19 protein-coding genes are annotated in these 17700 nt (G+C 59.2%); 9 read left to right on the forward strand and 10 right to left on the reverse strand.

The features are described 5' to 3' along the window. The first annotated feature begins 9 nt into the window (after positions 1-9). The 4 genes from zur to GBC55_RS19030 are packed head-to-tail and all read left to right on the forward strand — an operon-like array spanning position 10 to position 2812. Positions 10-492 carry a zinc uptake transcriptional repressor Zur gene (gene zur / locus GBC55_RS19015; protein ID WP_162438891.1) on the forward strand — a complete coding sequence of 161 codons (483 nt, stop codon included), beginning with the start codon at positions 10-12 and terminating at the stop codon, positions 490-492. After that, entirely contained in the window at positions 492-1277 is a 786-nt protein-coding gene (gene znuC, locus GBC55_RS19020) for a zinc ABC transporter ATP-binding protein ZnuC (protein ID WP_162438892.1), read from the forward strand. Before zur ends, znuC begins: the two co-directional genes overlap by 1 nt. Beyond that, positions 1270-2058 carry a zinc ABC transporter permease subunit ZnuB gene (znuB, locus tag GBC55_RS19025; RefSeq protein WP_162438893.1) on the forward strand — a complete coding sequence of 263 codons (789 nt, stop codon included), beginning with the start codon at positions 1270-1272 and terminating at the stop codon, positions 2056-2058. Before znuC ends, znuB begins: the two co-directional genes overlap by 8 nt. A 37-nt stretch (positions 2059-2095) precedes the next feature. Next, entirely contained in the window at positions 2096-2812 is a 717-nt protein-coding gene (locus GBC55_RS19030; RefSeq protein ID WP_162438894.1) for a PA5502 family lipoprotein, read from the forward strand. A 74-nt stretch (positions 2813-2886) separates the two neighbouring features. Here the strand turns inward: GBC55_RS19030 and katE are convergent, their stop codons facing one another. Further along, positions 2887-5025 carry a catalase HPII gene (gene katE / locus GBC55_RS19035; RefSeq protein ID WP_162438895.1) on the reverse strand — a complete coding sequence of 713 codons (2139 nt, stop codon included), beginning with the start codon at positions 5023-5025 and terminating at the stop codon, positions 2887-2889. A 262-nt stretch (positions 5026-5287) separates the two neighbouring features. On the opposite strand from katE, the gene GBC55_RS19040 reads away from it, so the two are divergent. The 3 genes from GBC55_RS19040 (at position 5288) to GBC55_RS19050 (ending at position 7803) form a co-directional block, all read left to right on the forward strand. Then, positions 5288-6295: a methionine ABC transporter ATP-binding protein gene (locus GBC55_RS19040; RefSeq protein ID WP_162438896.1), complete on the forward strand. Its 1008-nt coding sequence runs from the start codon at positions 5288-5290 to the stop codon at positions 6293-6295. After that, positions 6295-6969, forward strand: coding sequence for a methionine ABC transporter permease (locus GBC55_RS19045; RefSeq protein ID WP_162438897.1), 675 nt, complete (start codon positions 6295-6297; stop codon positions 6967-6969). The genes GBC55_RS19040 and GBC55_RS19045 overlap by 1 nt, the downstream gene beginning before the upstream one ends. Positions 6970-7032: 63 nt before the next feature. Further along, positions 7033-7803 carry a MetQ/NlpA family ABC transporter substrate-binding protein gene (locus GBC55_RS19050; RefSeq protein ID WP_162438898.1) on the forward strand — a complete coding sequence of 257 codons (771 nt, stop codon included), beginning with the start codon at positions 7033-7035 and terminating at the stop codon, positions 7801-7803. A gap of 172 nt (positions 7804-7975) precedes the next feature. Here GBC55_RS19050 and GBC55_RS19055 read toward each other — a convergent pair whose 3' ends face one another. Genes GBC55_RS19055 through GBC55_RS19075 form a run of 5 tightly spaced genes read right to left on the reverse strand, consistent with a single transcriptional unit; the run spans position 7976 to position 11884 of the window. Then, a complete protein-coding gene (locus GBC55_RS19055) occupies positions 7976-8611 on the reverse strand; it encodes an SCO family protein (protein ID WP_162438899.1) in 636 nt (211 codons plus the stop codon). Next, positions 8608-9507, reverse strand: a complete 900-nt coding sequence (gene cyoE, locus GBC55_RS19060; protein ID WP_162438900.1) for a heme o synthase — start codon at positions 9505-9507, stop codon at positions 8608-8610. Before cyoE ends, GBC55_RS19055 begins: the two co-directional genes overlap by 4 nt. Beyond that, on the reverse strand, positions 9495-10574 hold the full coding sequence (locus GBC55_RS19065; RefSeq protein WP_162438901.1) for a COX15/CtaA family protein: 1080 nt from the start codon (positions 10572-10574) through the stop codon (positions 9495-9497). The genes cyoE and GBC55_RS19065 overlap by 13 nt, the downstream gene beginning before the upstream one ends. Positions 10575-10584: 10 nt before the next feature. Beyond that, positions 10585-11178, reverse strand: coding sequence for a hypothetical protein (locus tag GBC55_RS19070; RefSeq protein ID WP_162438902.1), 594 nt, complete (start codon positions 11176-11178; stop codon positions 10585-10587). Continuing rightward, positions 11144-11884 carry an SURF1 family protein gene (locus GBC55_RS19075; RefSeq protein ID WP_162438903.1) on the reverse strand — a complete coding sequence of 247 codons (741 nt, stop codon included), beginning with the start codon at positions 11882-11884 and terminating at the stop codon, positions 11144-11146. Before GBC55_RS19075 ends, GBC55_RS19070 begins: the two co-directional genes overlap by 35 nt. Positions 11885-11954: 70 nt before the next feature. Here GBC55_RS19075 and GBC55_RS19080 point away from each other — a divergent pair, with 70 nt between their 5' ends. Continuing rightward, entirely contained in the window at positions 11955-12158 is a 204-nt protein-coding gene (locus GBC55_RS19080; RefSeq protein ID WP_008064738.1) for a twin transmembrane helix small protein, read from the forward strand. A gap of 4 nt (positions 12159-12162) precedes the next feature. On the opposite strand, the gene GBC55_RS19085 is transcribed toward GBC55_RS19080, so the two are convergent. The 4 genes from GBC55_RS19085 to coxB form a co-directional block, all read right to left on the reverse strand. Continuing rightward, positions 12163-13050 carry a cytochrome c oxidase subunit 3 gene (locus GBC55_RS19085; RefSeq protein WP_162438904.1) on the reverse strand — a complete coding sequence of 296 codons (888 nt, stop codon included), beginning with the start codon at positions 13048-13050 and terminating at the stop codon, positions 12163-12165. Between the two features lie 25 nt (positions 13051-13075). Then, a complete protein-coding gene (locus tag GBC55_RS19090) occupies positions 13076-13627 on the reverse strand; it encodes a cytochrome c oxidase assembly protein (RefSeq protein ID WP_162438905.1) in 552 nt (183 codons plus the stop codon). A gap of 165 nt (positions 13628-13792) precedes the next feature. Further along, complete coding sequence (gene ctaD / locus GBC55_RS19095) at positions 13793-15379, reverse strand: cytochrome c oxidase subunit I (RefSeq protein ID WP_162438906.1); 1587 nt, start codon at positions 15377-15379, stop codon at positions 13793-13795. An 82-nt stretch (positions 15380-15461) separates the two neighbouring features. Then, complete coding sequence (coxB, locus tag GBC55_RS19100; RefSeq protein WP_162438907.1) at positions 15462-16589, reverse strand: cytochrome c oxidase subunit II; 1128 nt, start codon at positions 16587-16589, stop codon at positions 15462-15464. Between the two features lie 369 nt (positions 16590-16958). On the opposite strand from coxB, the gene GBC55_RS19105 reads away from it, so the two are divergent. After that, complete coding sequence (locus GBC55_RS19105) at positions 16959-17609, forward strand: hypothetical protein (protein ID WP_162438908.1); 651 nt, start codon at positions 16959-16961, stop codon at positions 17607-17609. Positions 17610-17700 lie beyond the last annotated feature (91 nt).

Genomic DNA, 17700 nt, shown 5'->3' on the forward strand with positions numbered 1-17700 from the left:
TCGCCGCTCATGCCTAAAACACCGATTGCCAGCCGTCCCCACGACCACTCTCATTGCGTGCATAACGCTCTGTCTGAGGCCGATGCCCTCTGTGCGCGTCAAGGCCTGCGCCTGACTGCCCTGCGGCGGCGCGTGCTCGAATTGGTGTGGCAGAGCCACAAACCGCTGGGTGCGTACGACATTCTTGCGGTGTTGAGCGAGCAGGACGGTCGCCGCGCTGCACCGCCGACGGTGTATCGCGCGCTGGATTTCCTGCTGGAGAACGGTTTCGTACACCGCATCTCCTCCCTCAACGCCTTCGTTGGCTGCAATCACCCGGAACATGCGCATCAGGGACAGTTCCTGATATGCCGCGAGTGCCACGCCGCCATCGAGCTTGAGCAAAAAACCATTAGCGACGCCATTATTGGCAGCGCCAAGGATGTCGGGTTTGTGGTCGAAGGCCAGACCGTTGAAGTGGTCGGCCTGTGTTCGGGCTGCCAGGGGGCTTGATGAGCAACGCGTTGATCCGACTTGAGCAGGTCGCCGTCACCTTCGCCGGGCAAAACGTGCTCGATAACATCGAGTTGAGCGTCGAGCCTGGTCAGATTGTCACCCTGATCGGCCCCAACGGTGCGGGCAAGACCACGTTGGTCCGCGCGGTGTTGGGCCTGTTGAAACCGGACAGCGGCAGTGTCTGGCGCAAGCCGAAATTGCGGGTTGGATACATGCCGCAAAAACTTCATGTCGATCCCACGCTCCCACTCTCCGTGCTGCGTTTTTTGCGCCTGGTGCCAGGCGTAGACCGCGCCCGCGCTTTGGCTGCGCTCAAGGAAGTGGGTGCCGAGCAAGTTATCGACAGCCCCGTGCAAAGCGTGTCCGGGGGCGAAATGCAGCGCGTGCTGCTGGCGCGTGCGCTGCTGCGCGAGCCGGAGCTGCTGGTGCTCGATGAGCCGGTGCAAGGCGTGGACGTAGCGGGGCAGGCCGAGCTCTATAGCCTGATCACGCGGCTGCGCGACCGACATGGCTGTGGGGTATTGATGGTTTCCCACGACCTGCACCTGGTGATGAGCACAACCGATCAGGTCGTCTGCCTGAACCGCCATGTCTGCTGCTCCGGGCATCCCGAGCAGGTCAGCGGCGATCCGGCGTTCGTCGAGCTGTTTGGCAAGAACGCACAAAGTCTGGCGATCTATCACCACCATCACGACCATGCTCATGATCTGCATGGCTCAGTGGTCAGCGCGGCCCCTTCGGCCCACACCCATGTTCACGGAGATAGCTGCAAGCATGGCTGATTTTCTGCTTTACGCCCTGCTTGCAGGTTTGGCCCTGGCACTGGTTGCGGGCCCGCTGGGTTCATTTGTGGTCTGGCGCCGCATGGCCTACTTCGGCGACACCCTTTCCCATGCCGCGCTGCTCGGTGTGGCGTTGGGTTTCCTGCTGGATGTCAGCCCGACCGTCGCGGTGACCGTAGGCTGCCTGCTGCTGGCAGTGTTGCTGGTGACGCTGCAACAGCGTCAGCCACTGGCATCCGACACGCTGTTGGGGATTCTCGCGCCAAGCACCCTCTCGCTTGGCCTTGTCGTACTAAGCTTCATGCATGAAGTGCGGATCGACCTGATGGCCTATCTGTTCGGTGATTTGCTCGCCATCAGCCCGACCGATCTGGCCTGGATACTGGGCGGTAGCGCAGCGGTTCTGGCCTTGCTCGTGACCTTGTGGCGACCCTTGCTGGCAATCACGGTGCATGAGGAACTGGCCAGGGTTGAGGGATTGCCGGTAGCGTCGTTGCGGCTGACCTTGATGTTGTTGATCGCTGTGGTGATTGCCGTTGCGATGAAAATCGTCGGTGTATTACTGATCACTTCGTTGTTGATCATCCCGGCTGCTGCGGCGCAGCGTCACGCGCGATCGCCTGAGCAGATGGCACTGGGCGCGAGCCTGCTGGGCATGCTCGCAGTGTGTGGCGGATTGGCATTGTCCTGGTTCAAGGACACGCCGGCGGGTCCATCGATTGTGGTAACGGCGGCCGCCCTGTTTCTGCTGAGTTTTGTCCTGCCCCGTCGAGGGGTGTAGACTTGCTCGTTTTTTGCGCAAATAGAGAGTCGCAGGAATGAAGCTGTTCACCTCCCGTTATCTGCTCCTTGCCGCATTTTCCTTGCTGCTGGGCGCCTGCCAAAGCACGCCCCCGGCGGCCACACAGGCCACTGACGCGCGGGCTACGGCCATCGCACAGCTGGAGCAAAGCCTCGCCAGCAGCGAGCTGGCCACTGCCGAAGATCAATTGGCAGCCTTGCAGGCGCAATCGCCAGACGATCAAACCCTTGAGCAATATCAGCGGCAACTGGCCGAAGCGTATCTGCGCCGCAGCCAGATCGTACTGCAGAAAGGCGATGTAAACGCCGCCGCTACAGCCCTCAGCCGCGCCCGATTGCTCATGCCCAAGGCGCCGGCACTGACCGGTGGGGTCAACAACGCTATCGTCAATGCGCGCAAGGCCGAGCTGGATAAAGCTGAAGCGGCCCTTATGGCTGCAGAAGCCAAACCTCGGGCCAAGGTCATCGATCCGACCGCCGAGAGCACAACGATCGCATTGAATCTCACGGATATGACGAAACTTCGTCGTCAATTGGACGCTATCGCCGCCGATGTGGTGAATTATGAGTGTGATGTGAGCATTCAGGCGCCGCGCACCCAGGACTATCCATGGCTGGCGACATTGCTGACCAAGCGAGTGAAGAAACTGGATGCGGAGTTTGATCTGAACCTGCAGAAGCAGATCTTGCGAAACATTCCGGCGCAGATGGTATTGAGTCCGCGTAAGCCCTGAAAGCATCGCGGGCAAGCCTTGCTCCTACAGGATCAAGGCTTGCCCGCGAAGGCATTTCAACGATCGATTAAACCTTAAGCCGGAACGGCTTTGGCCTTTGGCTCCCGATCCCAGACCCGATGTTGCCCAATCGCCGCAATGAACGGTTTGAACAACTTCGCATCCGCCCCTACGATCAGTCCCGCATCAGCCTCCAGTTTCAGCACATCCAGCAACTGCTTGGCCTCGCCGTGCAGCGCGATCGCCTTCAGGTGCTTGTAAGCCTCCAGCAGGTAATGCAGTGCAACGCCATCAGTGCTCAAGGCCTTGATCGACGCCGCGCCGCCCGGCACAAAGACCGCATCGAATGCCACTGACGGCAAACCTTCCATCGACGCGTCCACCGGCAGCGACTTGCCATCGGCGGTGGTCACTGGCGCCGACGTCGGCCCCAGCAGCTTGGCGTGGGCCCCTTCTGCCATCAGGGCTTTCTTCAGCGCGTCGATTGCGGCGCCATCTACGCCGTTCGCCGCCAGAATCGCTACTTTGCGGGTTTTGATATTTCCTGGCAGCAGGTTGGCCTGACTCAAGGCGGGCGAGCGATCCAGCGACGTTTTTGGAACCTCAACCGTACCGGCTTTCGGTGCAGGCAGACCAAGGTTCTCAGCCACGCGCTTGGCCAGCTCAAGATCAATGTTTGCCAGAATCTCGTTCACCTGACGTGCACGAATGAACTCGCGCTCAACTTTGCCCAGCTCGAAGCTGTACGCGGCAATGATGTGCTCCTGCTCGTGCTTGCTCATGCTGTGGAAGAACAAGCGGGCTTGGGAGAAGTGATCGCCGAACGACTCACTACGCTGGCGAATCTTGTTCGCGTCGATACGTTCCGGATAAGTCTCGAAACCACCATCCTGTGCCGCAGGTGGCGTTTCTTTTGGCCAGCCGCCGTCGATGGAGTTTGGCTCGTAAGATGCGCGGCCCTTGTCGATCGTGGTGCGGTGCATCGCATCGCGTTGGCCGTTATGGAATGGCGCCACCGGACGATTGATAGGAATCTCGTGAAAATTCGGTCCACCCAGTCGGCTGATTTGCGTATCGGTGTAGGAAAACAGACGACCTTGCAGCAATGGGTCATTGGAGAAGTCGATGCCCGGCACGATATGGCCAGGGCAAAACGCGACCTGCTCGGTTTCCGCGAAAAAGTTGTCCGGGTTGCGGTTCAGCACCATCTTGCCCAGCGGCGTGATCGGTACGATTTCTTCGGGAATGATTTTGGTCGGGTCGAGAATGTCGAAGTCGAAGGAATGTTCGTTTTCTTCCTCAACGATCTGTACACCGAGCTCCCATTCCGGGTAGTCGCCCATCTCGATCGACTCCCAGAGATCGCGACGGTGGAAGTCGGTATCTTTGCCTGCGAGCTTCTGCGCCTCATCCCACACCAACGAACAGGTGCCAGCAGTTGGGCGCCAGTGGAATTTGACGAAGCGTGATTTACCCTCGGCGTTAACCAACCGAAAGGTGTGCACACCGAAGCCCTGCATGCTGCGCAGACTCTTAGGAATCGCGCGATCGGACATGGTCCAGATCACCATGTGTGCCGATTCCGGAACCAGGGATACAAAATCCCAGAAGGTGTCGTGGGCCGAGCCGCCGGTTGGGATTTCATTGTGCGGTTCCGGTTTGACCGCATGTACGAAGTCAGGAAACTTGATCGCGTCCTGAATGAAGAAGACAGGCATGTTGTTGCCCACCAGGTCGAAGTTGCCTTCGTCGGTGAAGAACTTCACGGCGAAACCTCGTACATCCCGCACGGTATCGCCTGACCCGCGAGGGCCTTGCACCGTGGAAAAGCGCGTGAAGACCGGTGTTTTCTTGCCCGGATCCTGTAGGAAGCCGGTTTTGGTCAGCGCCGCATGGTTTTCATACGTCTGGAAGTAACCGTGAGCGCCGGTACCGCGGGCATGCACGATGCGCTCCGGGATTCGCTCATGGTCAAAGTGCGTGATTTTTTCACGCATGATGAAATCTTCAAGCAGTGAAGGCCCGCGGGCGCCAACCTTCAACGTGTTCTGGTTGTCCGAAACCTTTACGCCCTGGTTGGTGCGCAGGGCCTGGCCCGTAGCGTCCGAGCGAAATTTTTCCAGGCTCTCGAGCTTGGTGCTGGTATTGCCTCGGTCCAGGGTGTCGGTCCCGGCCAGGTCGCTTTTGGGTGTGGCAGGCTTCTTGGTACTCATCAGTCGTAAACTCCTCGTTGCGATTTCGTCCTAGCCGGACTTGTGAGCAATCTTCCAGGCACGGCACCTGGGGTTATCGAGTTGCTTAATTAGTGACTGATTAAGGGTTTGAGCCGTTCCTTTTTTCTGACCTTTGATCGCGTTATTGCCAAATGACAGGTTGAATGCGAAATAAATGCTAAGAACCTCTATACGGACAGGCTAAAATGCGCGCCCAGCTAACCGCTGATCCATTTCTAACGCGCCCCACAAGGTTCGCTACGTGATCGAGTTTCAAAACGTCCACAAAACCTACCGCGTCGCCGGTAAGGATATTCCCGCCCTGCACCCGACCAATCTGACGATTGAAAACGGTCAGGTATACGGATTGATCGGCCATTCCGGCGCGGGAAAAAGTACCCTGCTGCGTCTGATCAATCGCCTGGAAAACTCCAGCGGCGGCAAGATCTTTGTCGATGGCGAAGAGGTCACCGCGCTCGACGCCAACAGCCTGCGGCGCTTCCGCCAGCAGGTCGGGATGATCTTCCAGCACTTCAACCTGCTGGCATCCAAGACTGTGGCCGACAACGTCGCGTTGCCGTTGACGCTCGCCGGCGAACTGTCGCGCAGTGAGATTGACCTGCGTGTGGCCGAATTGCTGGCGCGGGTGGGCCTGTCTGACCACGCCAAAAAATACCCGGCGCAATTGTCCGGTGGCCAGAAGCAGCGCGTCGGTATCGCTCGCGCCCTGGCAACCAAGCCAAAAATCCTGCTGTGCGACGAAGCCACCAGCGCCCTGGACCCGCAAACTACGGCGTCGGTCCTGCAATTGCTGGCCGAAATCAATCGCGAGCTGAAACTGACCATCGTATTGATCACCCACGAGATGGATGTGATCCGCCGGGTCTGTGACCAGGTCGGCGTAATGGACGCTGGCGTGATCGTCGAGCAAGGTTCGGTGGCCGATGTGTTCCTGCATCCGAAGCACCCGACTACCAAGCGTTTCGTGCAAGAAAGCGAGCAGGTTGACGAGAGCGAGCAGCGCGATGACTTCGCTCACGTGCCAGGCCGTATCGTGCGTCTGACGTTCCAGGGCGAAGCGACCTACGCGCCGCTACTCGGTACGGTCGCTCGCGAAACGGGTGTGGACTACAGCATCCTGGCCGGCCGAATCGACCGCATCAAAGACGTCCCCTACGGGCAACTCACACTGGCAGTCACCGGCGGCGACATGGAGGCGGCTTTTGCCCGCTTCACCGCGGCTGACGTCCACATGGAGGTGCTGCGCTAATGGAAGCCCTGTCAACGTTCTTCTCCAACATCGACTGGTTCGAAATCTGGCTCGCCACCGGCGACACACTGTTGATGCTCGGCGGCTCGCTGTTGTTCACCGTGTTGCTGGGCTTGCCGCTGGGTGTGCTGTTGTTCCTGTGCAGCCCGCGTCAGTTGCTGGAAGCCAAAGGCGTCTACGCGATGCTGTCGCTGGTGGTGAATATCCTCCGCTCGCTGCCATTCATCATTCTGCTGATCGTGATGATTCCGTTCACCGTGTTGATCACCGGCACGTCCCTCGGGGTTGCCGGTGCGATTCCGCCACTGGTGGTGGGCGCCACGCCGTTCTTCGCTCGACTGGTGGAAACCGCACTGCGTGAAGTGGATCGCGGCATCATCGAAGCGACCCAGGCCATGGGTGCTTCGACCCGGCAGATCATCACCAATGCCTTGCTGCCGGAAGCGCGTCCGGGCATCTTCGCGGCGATTACGGTGACAGCGATTACACTGGTGTCCTACACGGCAATGGCCGGTGTGGTGGGCGCTGGCGGCCTGGGTGACCTGGCGATCCGCTTCGGTTACCAGCGTTTCCAGACTGATGTGATGGTTGTGACTGTGGTGCTGCTACTGGTGCTGGTGCAGGTGCTGCAAACCGTTGGCGACAAACTGGTTGTCCATTTTTCCAGAAAATAAACAAATGAGCCGGCCATTCGCTGGCAGGCGCCGAAAACAGGCGTCTCACATGGAGTTAGCTGAATGAAAAAACTACTCGTCGCGTTCGCAGCCGTTGCTGCGTTCTCTGCTCAGGCTGAAACCCTGACTGTCGCGGCCACCCCGGTCCCGCACGCAGAAATCCTCGAATTCGTTAAACCGGCCCTGGCCAAAGAAGGCGTGGACCTGAAGGTTAAAGTCTTCACTGACTACATTCAGCCGAACGTACAGGTCGCCGAAAAGCGCCTGGACGCCAACTTCTTCCAGCACCAGCCGTATCTGGATGAGTTCAACAAGGCCAAGGGGACCGATCTGGTCGCCGTTGCCCGTGTGCACCTGGAACCGTTGGGCGCGTACTCCAGCAAATACAAGACCCTGGCCGAACTGCCAGGCGGCGCCAACGTGGTCATCCCGAACGATGCCACCAACGGCGGTCGCGCCCTGTTGCTGCTGCAGAAAGCCGGCCTGATCAAGTTGAAGGAATCGAACAACATCCTGTCGACCGTCAAGGACATCACCGAAAACGCCAAGGATCTCAAATTCCGCGAACTGGAAGCCGCGACCATCCCGCGCGTGCTGACCCAGGTCGACCTGGCGCTGATCAACACCAACTACGCGCTGGAAGCCAAACTTGATCCGTCCAAGGACGCGCTGGTGATCGAAGGTAACGACTCGCCTTACGTGAACATTCTGGTCGCTCGTCCAGAGGACAAGGACAGCGAAGCGATGAAGAAGCTGATTGCTGCCCTGCACACTCCGGAAGTGAAAGCCTTCATTCTCGAGAAGTACAAAGGCGCGGTACTGCCAGCGTTCTGATCTGAAGCTGTAACGAAAAAAGGGGCGCATTGAATGCGCCCCTTTTTGTTGCCTGAAACTCTGACCCTGTGGGAGCGGGCTTGCCCGCGATGGCGACCTGACATTCAGCACCTGCGTTTGGAGCTTATGGCCCTATCGCGGGCAAGCCCGCTCCCACAGTTTTTTGTGGTGTTTACTTGCGTTTAAGCATCACCGGCAACTGCGCCACCAGCTTCACATTGTTCAACGGCGCTCGAATAAACCCGCGCTGTGTCCCGTCAGGCCCGATGACCGCCAGGTTGCCACTGTGATCAACCGTGTAATTCGGCTTGCTGGTGTCCGCTGGAATAAAAGGGATGCTGACCGCGTTGGTGAATTTTTGCAGGTCGTCGATCGAGCTCGGCGTCAGGCCGATGAACTGCGGATCGAAGTAGCCGAGGTACTGCTTGAGCTGCTTCGGCGTATCGCGATTCGGGTCGACGCTGACCAGGATGATCTGCAACTTATCCACAGCCTCGGGTGGCAGTTCGCTTTTGATCTGGCGCAGTTGGGCGAGGGTGGTCGGGCAGATGTCCGGGCAGAAGGTGTAGCCGAAGAACAGCAGCGACCATTTGCCCTTCAACTCGTCGACCGCTACCGGTTTGCCGTCCTGATCGGTCATTGTCACGTCCGGCAGGTTACGGCTTTGCGGCAGCAGAATGATCCCGGCGTCGATCAAAGCCGTCGGGTCGCCCTGGCCTTTGCCGGACAGCACTTTGTTGATGGTCAGGCCCAGGACCAGCGCGATCAGGGCGACGAGGATGAAGACGGTTTTCTGGGTTCGAGTCATAGGTTCAACAGTAAGTAGTGGTCTACGAGCAGCGCGATAAACAGCAGGAACAAGTAGTAGATAGAGTACTTGAAGGTGTTGATCGCGGCGTGCGGCCGAGTGCCACGGTACAGCACCACGGCCCATTGCAGAAACCTCGCGCCCAGGCCGAGCGCACAAATCAGGTAGAGCAGGCCACTCATGTGGATCACGTACGGCATCAGGCTGACGGCCAGCAGGGCGAAGGTGTAAAGCAGGATGTGGACCTTGGTGTAATGCTCGCCGTGGGTGACGGGCAGCATGGGGATGTCTGCCTTGGCGTATTCCTCTTTGCGGTGAATGGCCAAGGCCCAGAAGTGTGGCGGGGTCCAGGCGAAGATGATCAGCACCAGCAACAGCGGTTCAGCGCTGACATGGCCAGTAGCGGCGGTCCAGCCGAGCAGTGGCGGGGCAGCGCCGGCCAGGCCACCGATCACGATGTTCTGCGGCGTCGCGCGTTTCAGGAATCCGGTGTAGACCACGGCGTAACCGAGCAACGAGGCGAGGGTCAGCCAGGCGGTCAACGGATTGGTAAAGGCCAGCAGCAACGCCTGGCCGAGCATCGCCAATACCAGGGCAAACGTCAGTGCAGCAGCCGGTGAAACCCGACCTTCAGCCAACGGCCGTTTGTGCGTCCGCGCCATCACCGCATCGATACGCCGATCCACTACATGGTTGACCGCCGCGGCGCCACCGGCACACAAGGCAATCCCCAGATTACCGAAGATCAGCACCGTCCACGGCACGCCGGCGCGGGTCGCGAGAAACATGCCGACCAGTGAGGTAATGAGCATCAGCACCACCACTTTCGGCTTGGTCAGCTCCAGATAGTCACGCCAGATCGCCTGGCTGTGACGTTCGCCGATCAGAGTCGCCATGGCATCTCTCCTTTTATTGTTATGGGCCCGGCTGAATGCTTACGCGGACTGAAACGCCAGCGCGCGGGAGTTTGCTGCTTGACCCGAACCAGACTGGTCCGAGCGTGATAATTGACCAGCACCATCGTCAGTAAAAGTGCCGCTCCCCCTGCGTTGTGAGCGACGGCGACAGGCAGCGGCAAGTGGAAAATCACGTTGCTGATGCCCAGGGTGATTTGTGCGCCGAGCGCGATTAGCACCAGCCCTGCCAGCCGGGTCATGCCGACAACTTTGAGTTGCCAGGCCAGCCCGAGCAAGACGAGGGTCACCAACAGCGCGCCGATGCGATGGGTCAGGTGAATGGCGGTACGGGCATCACTGTCCAGTTGCCCGCCCAGGTAGTTCGGGCCGATGTGTTGGGTCAGATGAAAACCGTTGGCGAAGTCTGCCGGTGGCAACCATTGCCCATGGCACGTCGGGAAGTCGATACACGCCACGGCCGCGTAGTTGGAGCTGACCCATCCGCCGAGGGCGATCTGCCCAATGACCAGCAGCAGTCCTGCGGTGGCCCAGTACTGCAAGCGCCGTGGCACGGTGAGCGCGGGCAACACGCCGGACAGGCGCAAGGTCAGTAGAAACAACAGGCTCAAGGTCGCGAAGCCACCGAGTAAATGCCCCGTTACCACCTGCGGCCAGAGCTTGAGTGTCACCGTCCACATACCGAATGCGGCTTGCGCAATCACCACCGCCAGCAGGAACAACGGTAACTTCACGGGTTGCCCCGGATGACGCCGATGGACCCAGGCACGTCCTGCCAGCACCGAAATCAGCAGCCCCAGCGTGCCGGCAAAGTAGCGGTGGATCATTTCGTTCCAGCCCTTATGGGCTTCGACCGGCGTATCAGGGAAATGCAGTTCGGCATGGGCCAGTTGGGCTTCGCTTTTTGGCACGCTGATAAAGCCGTAGCAGCCCGGCCAGTCCGGGCAACCAAGGCCCGCGTGAGTCAAGCGGGTGTAGGCGCCGAGCAACACCACAACCAGTGCCAGCAAGGTGGCAAACAGCGCGAGGCGAAATCCAGGTTTGGCCATGACGATGCCCTTATCCGATGTTCGACAGTTTCAGCAGATGACGCAGGTCGTTAAGCAAGTCCTTGCCCTTGACGGTCGGGTCGTAGCGCAGCACCAGATTGCCGTGGGGGTCGATAATCCACAGCTGCGGCACAGCCTTGTCACCCGTCGTCTTGCTGAAGGTGGTCAGGTCCATGGGATAGCGTTGCAGTTGTGGATACTCGCGGGTCAGCTTGGCGTCGTACTCGCTGCTCAACGGCTGCGCGGCAGCCAATGCGTGACTGGCGCGTGACGCGTCGCGACCAAGGCCGATCTGAATCTGCCGGGCCAGATACACCAGTTGCTGACAGTCCACCGAGCAATCCCTGGGCGCCGTCACCAGCATCTGCCAGCGGTCCTCTTGCGCCTGTATGCCAAGGTCGGCGCGCGTCTGGCCATTGCCGATCAGCTCGCCGTGATAACTGCGACCTTCCGGCACCCAGAACTGCAGTTTGTACATGCCGGTGGCGAGGATCATCGGACCGATCACTCCAAGCAGGATCAGCAGCAGCTGCAAGCGACCTTTACGCCGACTTGCCGGCGTTTTCGCCTCAGACATGCTGGGTGGATTCATGGCCGCTCCCATGGTGTTTCTCCTTTGCGTTGTGCCAGCCGAGGTAGATAAAAAGGCCGAGCAGGGCGATCGACATGGCGAACCACTGCACGGCATAAGCGATGTGTTTTTCCGGGCCCATGGCAACCACCGGCCAGTCGGCCTGGTAGGTCGCCGGGCCGGATTCCGCACGTAATTCGTAGTCGAAGCCTTCCCGGTCGAGCGCCGTCCAGAGCTTCGTGGGGTCAACGGCAGTCACCAATTGTGGCCAGGTTGTGGTGCTAGGGTCGGCGTGCAACTGGAAGGTTGCGCCAGGCGAGACGTAGACCCAGGCGTCAAGGCTCAAGGGCTGAGTCGGTGTAGTGAATTGCGGCGGAGTGCGCCGATCAGGCCATGGCAGCCAGCCGCGATTGACCAGTAGCCATAGGCCGGTCGCCTGGTCCTGAAAGGGTTGCAGCAATTCGACGCCGACTTTTCCGTCGCGCTGGCGGTTATCCAGCAGCAGGCTGTGCGCAGCATCGAACTGACCGTGCAGGCGAACGCGGCGGAAAGCCGGGTCTTGAGTGTGTGGCAGTTCGGTGCTGGCCATCGGTTCGGCGGCACGACGCTCGGCGTAGCTGTGCAGCAGAGCGCTTTTTTCCGCGCCCCGGCTCAACTGCCAGAACCCGAGCGACATGAGCAGCGGCAGCAACAGGGCTACCACCAGTGTCGGCACGACACCCGGCCGGAAGCGCTTCATGGCGTCGCCAGAAAGTCGGTAATCGCGATAGCTATACTCAAGTGCATCGCCTTTCCCCCGGAGTCTCACCATGCTCAAAGCAGCCATCGTCCTGATGCTGATTGCCACGGTTGTCAGCCTGTTCAGCGGCCTGTTTTTTCTGGTCAAGGACGACAGCAGCTCGAACCGCCTCGTCATTGCCTTGAGTGTTCGCGTTGCTCTGGCCGCCATTACCGTCGGCTTGATCGCCTGGGGTTTCTTCAGCGGCCAGCTGGTTTCTCACGCGCCCTGGTAGGGCCTTACAACACGTAGACGAAGACGAACAAACCGATCCACACCACGTCCACGAAGTGCCAATACCAACTCGCCGCTTCAAAGCCGAACTGATGCTCGTTGTCGAAGTGCCCGCGCATGACCCGCATCAGCATCACAAACAGGATGATGGTGCCGATGGTCACGTGCGCGCCGTGGAAACCGGTGAGCATGAAGAACGTCGCGCCATAGATGCCCGAACCCAGTGTCAGCCCCAGCTCACGGTAGGCGTGCACGTACTCTTCGGCCTGAAACCCGAGGAACGCGCAACCCAGCAGTACAGTGATCGCCAGCCAGATTTTCAGCGCGCCTCGATGGCCCTTTTTCAAGGCGTGGTGAGCGATGGTCAGCGTGACGCTGGAGCTCACCAACAGAACGGTGTTGATCAGTGGCAGGCCCCACGGGCTGATAACTTCCTTGGGGGGCGGGAAGAGTTTCGAATCGGGGTTATTCAGCAGCGGCCAGACGAACTCGAAGTTCGGCCAAAGCATATGCGCGATGCCTTTGGGGCCTTCACCGCCGAGTGCCGGTCCCGAGACATGCCGCACGTAAAACAGCGCGCCAAAAAAGGCGATGAAGAACATTACCTCCGAGAAGATGAACCAGCTCATGCCCCAACGGAACGAACGATCCATTTGCGCACTGTACAAGCCCGCGCGCCCCTCCTTGACCACCGTCCCGAACCAGCCGAATAACATGTAGGCCAGCAACAGGCCACCGACGAAAAAGATCAGTGGGCCGTGGGAATCGGGCCGCACTGCCTTCAGGTCGTTGAACCAGGTGGCCAGGCCGAACACGGTGACAAACATGCCGAGCGTGCCAATGATTGGCCATTTGCTCTGGGCCGGTACGTAATAGTGCTCATGAGTTGCCATTTATTGTTCTCCTTATCGGGCACGCTCAGCCGCCAGTATTTAAAGCCACCGGTGGATGTCGGGCGGTGATATCGAACAGCGTGTAGGACAGCGTCAGGTGCTTCACATCCTTGGGCATGTCGCGGTCAACAATGAAACGTACCGGCATCTCGATCCGTTGACCGGGCTGCAACACTTGCTGGGTGAAGCAGAAGCATTCGGTCTTGTGGAAATAAGCCGCCGCGGCACTGGGCGCGATGCTTGGCACGGCCTGGGCGCTCATCGGTTTGTCGGTCGGGTTGTGGGCGATGAAGATCATCTCGTTCACGGCACCCGGGTTGGCGGTCAATTCATCACCTTTGGGATAGAAGTCCCAGGACATGTCCGCCGAGTTAGTCGAGAGAAACTGCACGCGCACCTGCCGCGACATATCGACGGTCTGCTCCCCTTCGTATTGCCCGGCTGTCTTGCCGTTGATGCCGAACGCCTTGCACATCACGTCATAGATCGGCACCAGGGCAAAGCCGAAAATAAACATCGCCACCACCACCAACAGCAGCCGGGTGACGAGTTTTTTCATTGAAATTGAATCAGCCATGGTTCCAACTCCCTACCGAGAGTCCTGTGGGAACGCGAACTTGTGGCGAGGGAGCTTGCTCCCGCTCGGCTGCGAAGCAGACGCTAAGCTCTTGGGGCCGCTTCGCAACCCAGCGGGAGCAAGCTCCCTCGCCACAAAGGCTCGCTCCTACAGAGGCCAGGGTGTTCATTTCACTTCCGGTGGAGTTGTAAAGGTGTGATACGGCGCCGGTGACGGAATGCTCCACTCCAGACCCTCCGCTCCATCCCAGGGCTTGGCCGGTGCAGGCGGGCCGCCGCGGATGGTTTTGATCACGATGAACAGGAAGAAGATCTGTGTGGCCCCGAACATGAACGCGCCGATCGACGACACCATGTTGAAGTCGGCGAATTGCAGGTTGTAGTCCGGAATCCGCCGCGGCATCCCCGCCAGACCCACGAAGTGCATCGGGAAGAAGGCCATGTTCATGCCGATGAACGAGAGCCAGAAGTGCAACTTGCCAAGGGTTTCGTCGTACATGTGGCCGGTCCATTTCGGCAGCCAGTAATAAGCCGACGCGAAGATCCCGAAGATCGCTCCCGGTACCAACACATAGTGGAAGTGCGCGACCACAAAGTAGGTGTCCTGGTACTGGAAGTCCGCCGGAGCGATGGCCAGCATCAGCCCGGAGAAACCGCCGATGGAGAACAGGATCACGAACGCCACCGCAAACAGCATCGGCGTTTCGAAGGTCAGCGAGCCTTGCCACATGGTGCTGGCCCAGTTGAACACCTTCACCCCGGTCGGCACTGCAATCAGCAGCGTGGCGTACATGAAGAACAACTCGCCCACCAGTGGGATACCCACCACGAACATGTGGTGCGCCCATACGATGAACGACAGGAACGCGATGCTCGCCGTCGCATAAACCATCGAGGTGTAGCCGAACAACGGCTTGCGCGAGAAGGTGGGGATGATCGAGCTGACGGCACCGAAGGCCGGCAGGATCATGATGTACACCTCGGGGTGACCGAAGAACCAGAACACGTGCTGGAACAGTACCGGGTCACCGCCACCGGCGGCACTGAAGAAGCTGGTGCCGAAGTGGATGTCCATCAGCATCATCGTCACGCAACCAGCCAGCACCGGCATCACCGCGATCAGCAGGAATGCAGTGATCAGCCATGTCCAGACGAACAGCGGCATTTTCATCAACGTCATGCCGGGGGCGCGCAGGTTGAGGATGGTGGCGATCACGTTGATCGCCCCCATGATCGAGCTGATCCCCATCAAGTGGATGGCGAAGATGAAGAACGTCACGCTCTCCGGTGCATAGGTCGTCGACAGCGGGGCGTAGAACGTCCAGCCGAAGTTCGGTCCGCCACCGGGCGTGAACAGGGTCGATATCAGAAGGATGAACGCCGCTGGCAGCAACCAGAAGCTGAAGTTGTTCATCCGTGGCAGGGCCATGTCAGGCGCGCCGATCATCAACGGGATCATCCAGTTGGCGAGGCCGACGAACGCCGGCATCACCGCACCGAAGACCATCACCAGGCCGTGCATGGTGGTCATCTGGTTGAAGAACGCCGGCTCGACAATTTGCAGACCTGGCTGGAACAGCTCGGCGCGAATCACCATCGCGAACGAGCCCCCCAGCAGGAACATGGAAAACGCGAACCACAGGTACAGCGTGCCGATGTCTTTGTGGTTAGTGGTCAGCACCCAACGCATCAGGCCTTTGGCGGGACCGTGGGCGTGGTCGGCATGACCATGGTCATCGATGACGGCGCTCATGGCGTGTCTCCTGCAAACAGATGGGCTGGGCAGGCCGGGGCGCGCTGCCCCGACCAGTTCCTTACATGCGCAATAGACTGGGTCATTTGCTTTCCGCCTGTTTCAGCTCCAGCACTTCTTTTGGAGTGACCATGTCGCCTTTGTTGTTGCCCCAGGCATTTCGTTCGTAGGTCACGACCGCCGCGATATCGACTTCCGAGAGTTGCTTGCCGAACGCCGCCATGGCAGTGCCAGGCTTGCCGTGGAAAACAATGCTCAAGTGATCCTTGATCGGGCCGGTGGCGATTTTCGAGCCTTTGAGTGCCGGGAACATCGGCGGCAGCCCCTGACCTTCGGCCTGGTGACAAGCCACGCAGGTGGTGTGATAAACCTTGTCGCCGCGCTCTTTGAGCTCGTCGAGGGTCCATTCCTTGCTGGTCAGCTCTTTGAGTTGTGCGGCTTCAGCCTTGCGCTCACCCAGCCACTTTTCGTAATCGGCCTTTTCCTTGACCTCGACCACGATCGGCATGAAGCCATGGTCCTTGCCGCACAATTCGGCGCACTGACCACGGTAGATGCCGGGCTTGTCGACACGTGTCCAGGCTTCGTTGACGAACCCCGGAATCGCGTCGCGCTTGACCGCGAAGGCCGGCACCCACCAGGAGTGGATCACGTCGGCGGAGGTGACAAGGAAGCGCACTTTGGCGCCGATCGGCAGCACCAACGGTTTGTCGACCTCAAGCAAGTAATGCTCGCCCTTGGCTTCCTTGTTGTGGATCTGGTCGGCGGGAGTCGCCAAGTTGCTGAAGAACTCAACGTCCTGGCCGAGGTATTTGTAATGCCACTTCCACTGATACCCGGTGACCTGGATATCAATATCCGGCTCACTGGCGTCGTACATCTTGATCAGGGTAGCGGTCGCCGGAACCGCCATCGCCACCAGGATCAGGAAGGGCACAATGGTCCAGAGGATTTCGACGGTAGTGCTTTCATGAAACTTTGCGGCCACCTGCCCGGTCGAGCGGCGGTGGAGGATCATCGACCAGAACATGGCGCCGAAGACGATGATGCCGATCACTACACATATCCAGAAAATGGTCATGTGCAGGTCAAATACTGCGTGACTGATTTCAGTCGCTCCAGGCGCCATATTCACAGTCCAGGCCGCTTGTGCCTGACTGAAAATCGACCACAACAGGAGGCCCATCCAGACGTGTGGATGTCGCATCATTGCGGGTTCCCCTTATCGTTCTTGTTATCCCGCCGGCTTTCACCTGCGGCAAGGGAGCGGCTTTTCAGACTACGAACTTGATTGCCGGGCCTTGCTGCGTGTGCAGTCGGGCGTCATCAGCTAACTCCATTCCAACCCGAGTATAGACAGCGACTGGCACCCCGCAATGCGATGGCGTAAATGAACTGAAACAGACGGGACTTGCGCTCAAGGGCACGAATGGAGAAGGATGCAGACGAATGGTGGCAAATGGATATAACGCTGATGTCTTAAGGATGAAATAATTATGACAAATGCGTCTTAGGATTTTTCCTGCGCCAGCTAAGTTATGTCTTCCCTATTTCTTTGCCTTTGTTTCCTGGAGTTTTCATGAACACCGCCGCATTGCGCGAGCAGATCCAAAAAGCCCAAAAACATGAAGCCGAAACCGGCCTGCTGACTCGTCAGCTGGAAAGCAAGCTGCCTCGTTTACACCCGGCTATCCAACTGCCGGAGACTGACGCCAACGGCGTACTGACGCGTTTCGTCGCGACCTACATCGACGAGGTTCCTGATCTGCTGGATGCGGCCAACGAAGTGGCCAAGGAAGCAGGTATCGAGTCACAGATCAAACCGGTGCTGAAAATCGCCGAGCAATACTTTCTCCAACCGCCGGCGATCATGGCCGGGCACGTCGGGCTCGACAGCCTGCTGGATGAGGCCTACCTGGCGCATCGGTTTGTCGAAGAGGTCAATGACCTGTACATCAAACATCTGGGCCAGCCATTGATCCCATTGGACATGACTGTCGCCAACCTGATAGCCCATCAACTGATCGGCGAGACGTTTGCCAACCAGCTGGATGAGGTGGTGCATCACGCCCTGGACGAGCTGCTCGATGATCAAAGCTTCGCGCTGGAATCTGTGGAAGCCTACCGCGAGAAACTCAGCAGCCCGGACACCGGCGCCGCATGGAAGCGCTGGCCGTGCATGTCACGCCGCTTAGGCGTGGGCCTGGAACTGGATCAACCAGCGGCCTGATCCATTGCATGATGCATTTCCTCTGTGGGAGCGAGCCTGCTCGCGATAGCGTTGAATCAGTCGACATCATTGTTGAATGATCCATGGCAAT

Origin of the sequence: Pseudomonas sp. TNT3, from assembly GCF_010095445.2 — a bacterium.
Taxonomy (GTDB): domain Bacteria; phylum Pseudomonadota; class Gammaproteobacteria; order Pseudomonadales; family Pseudomonadaceae; genus Aquipseudomonas.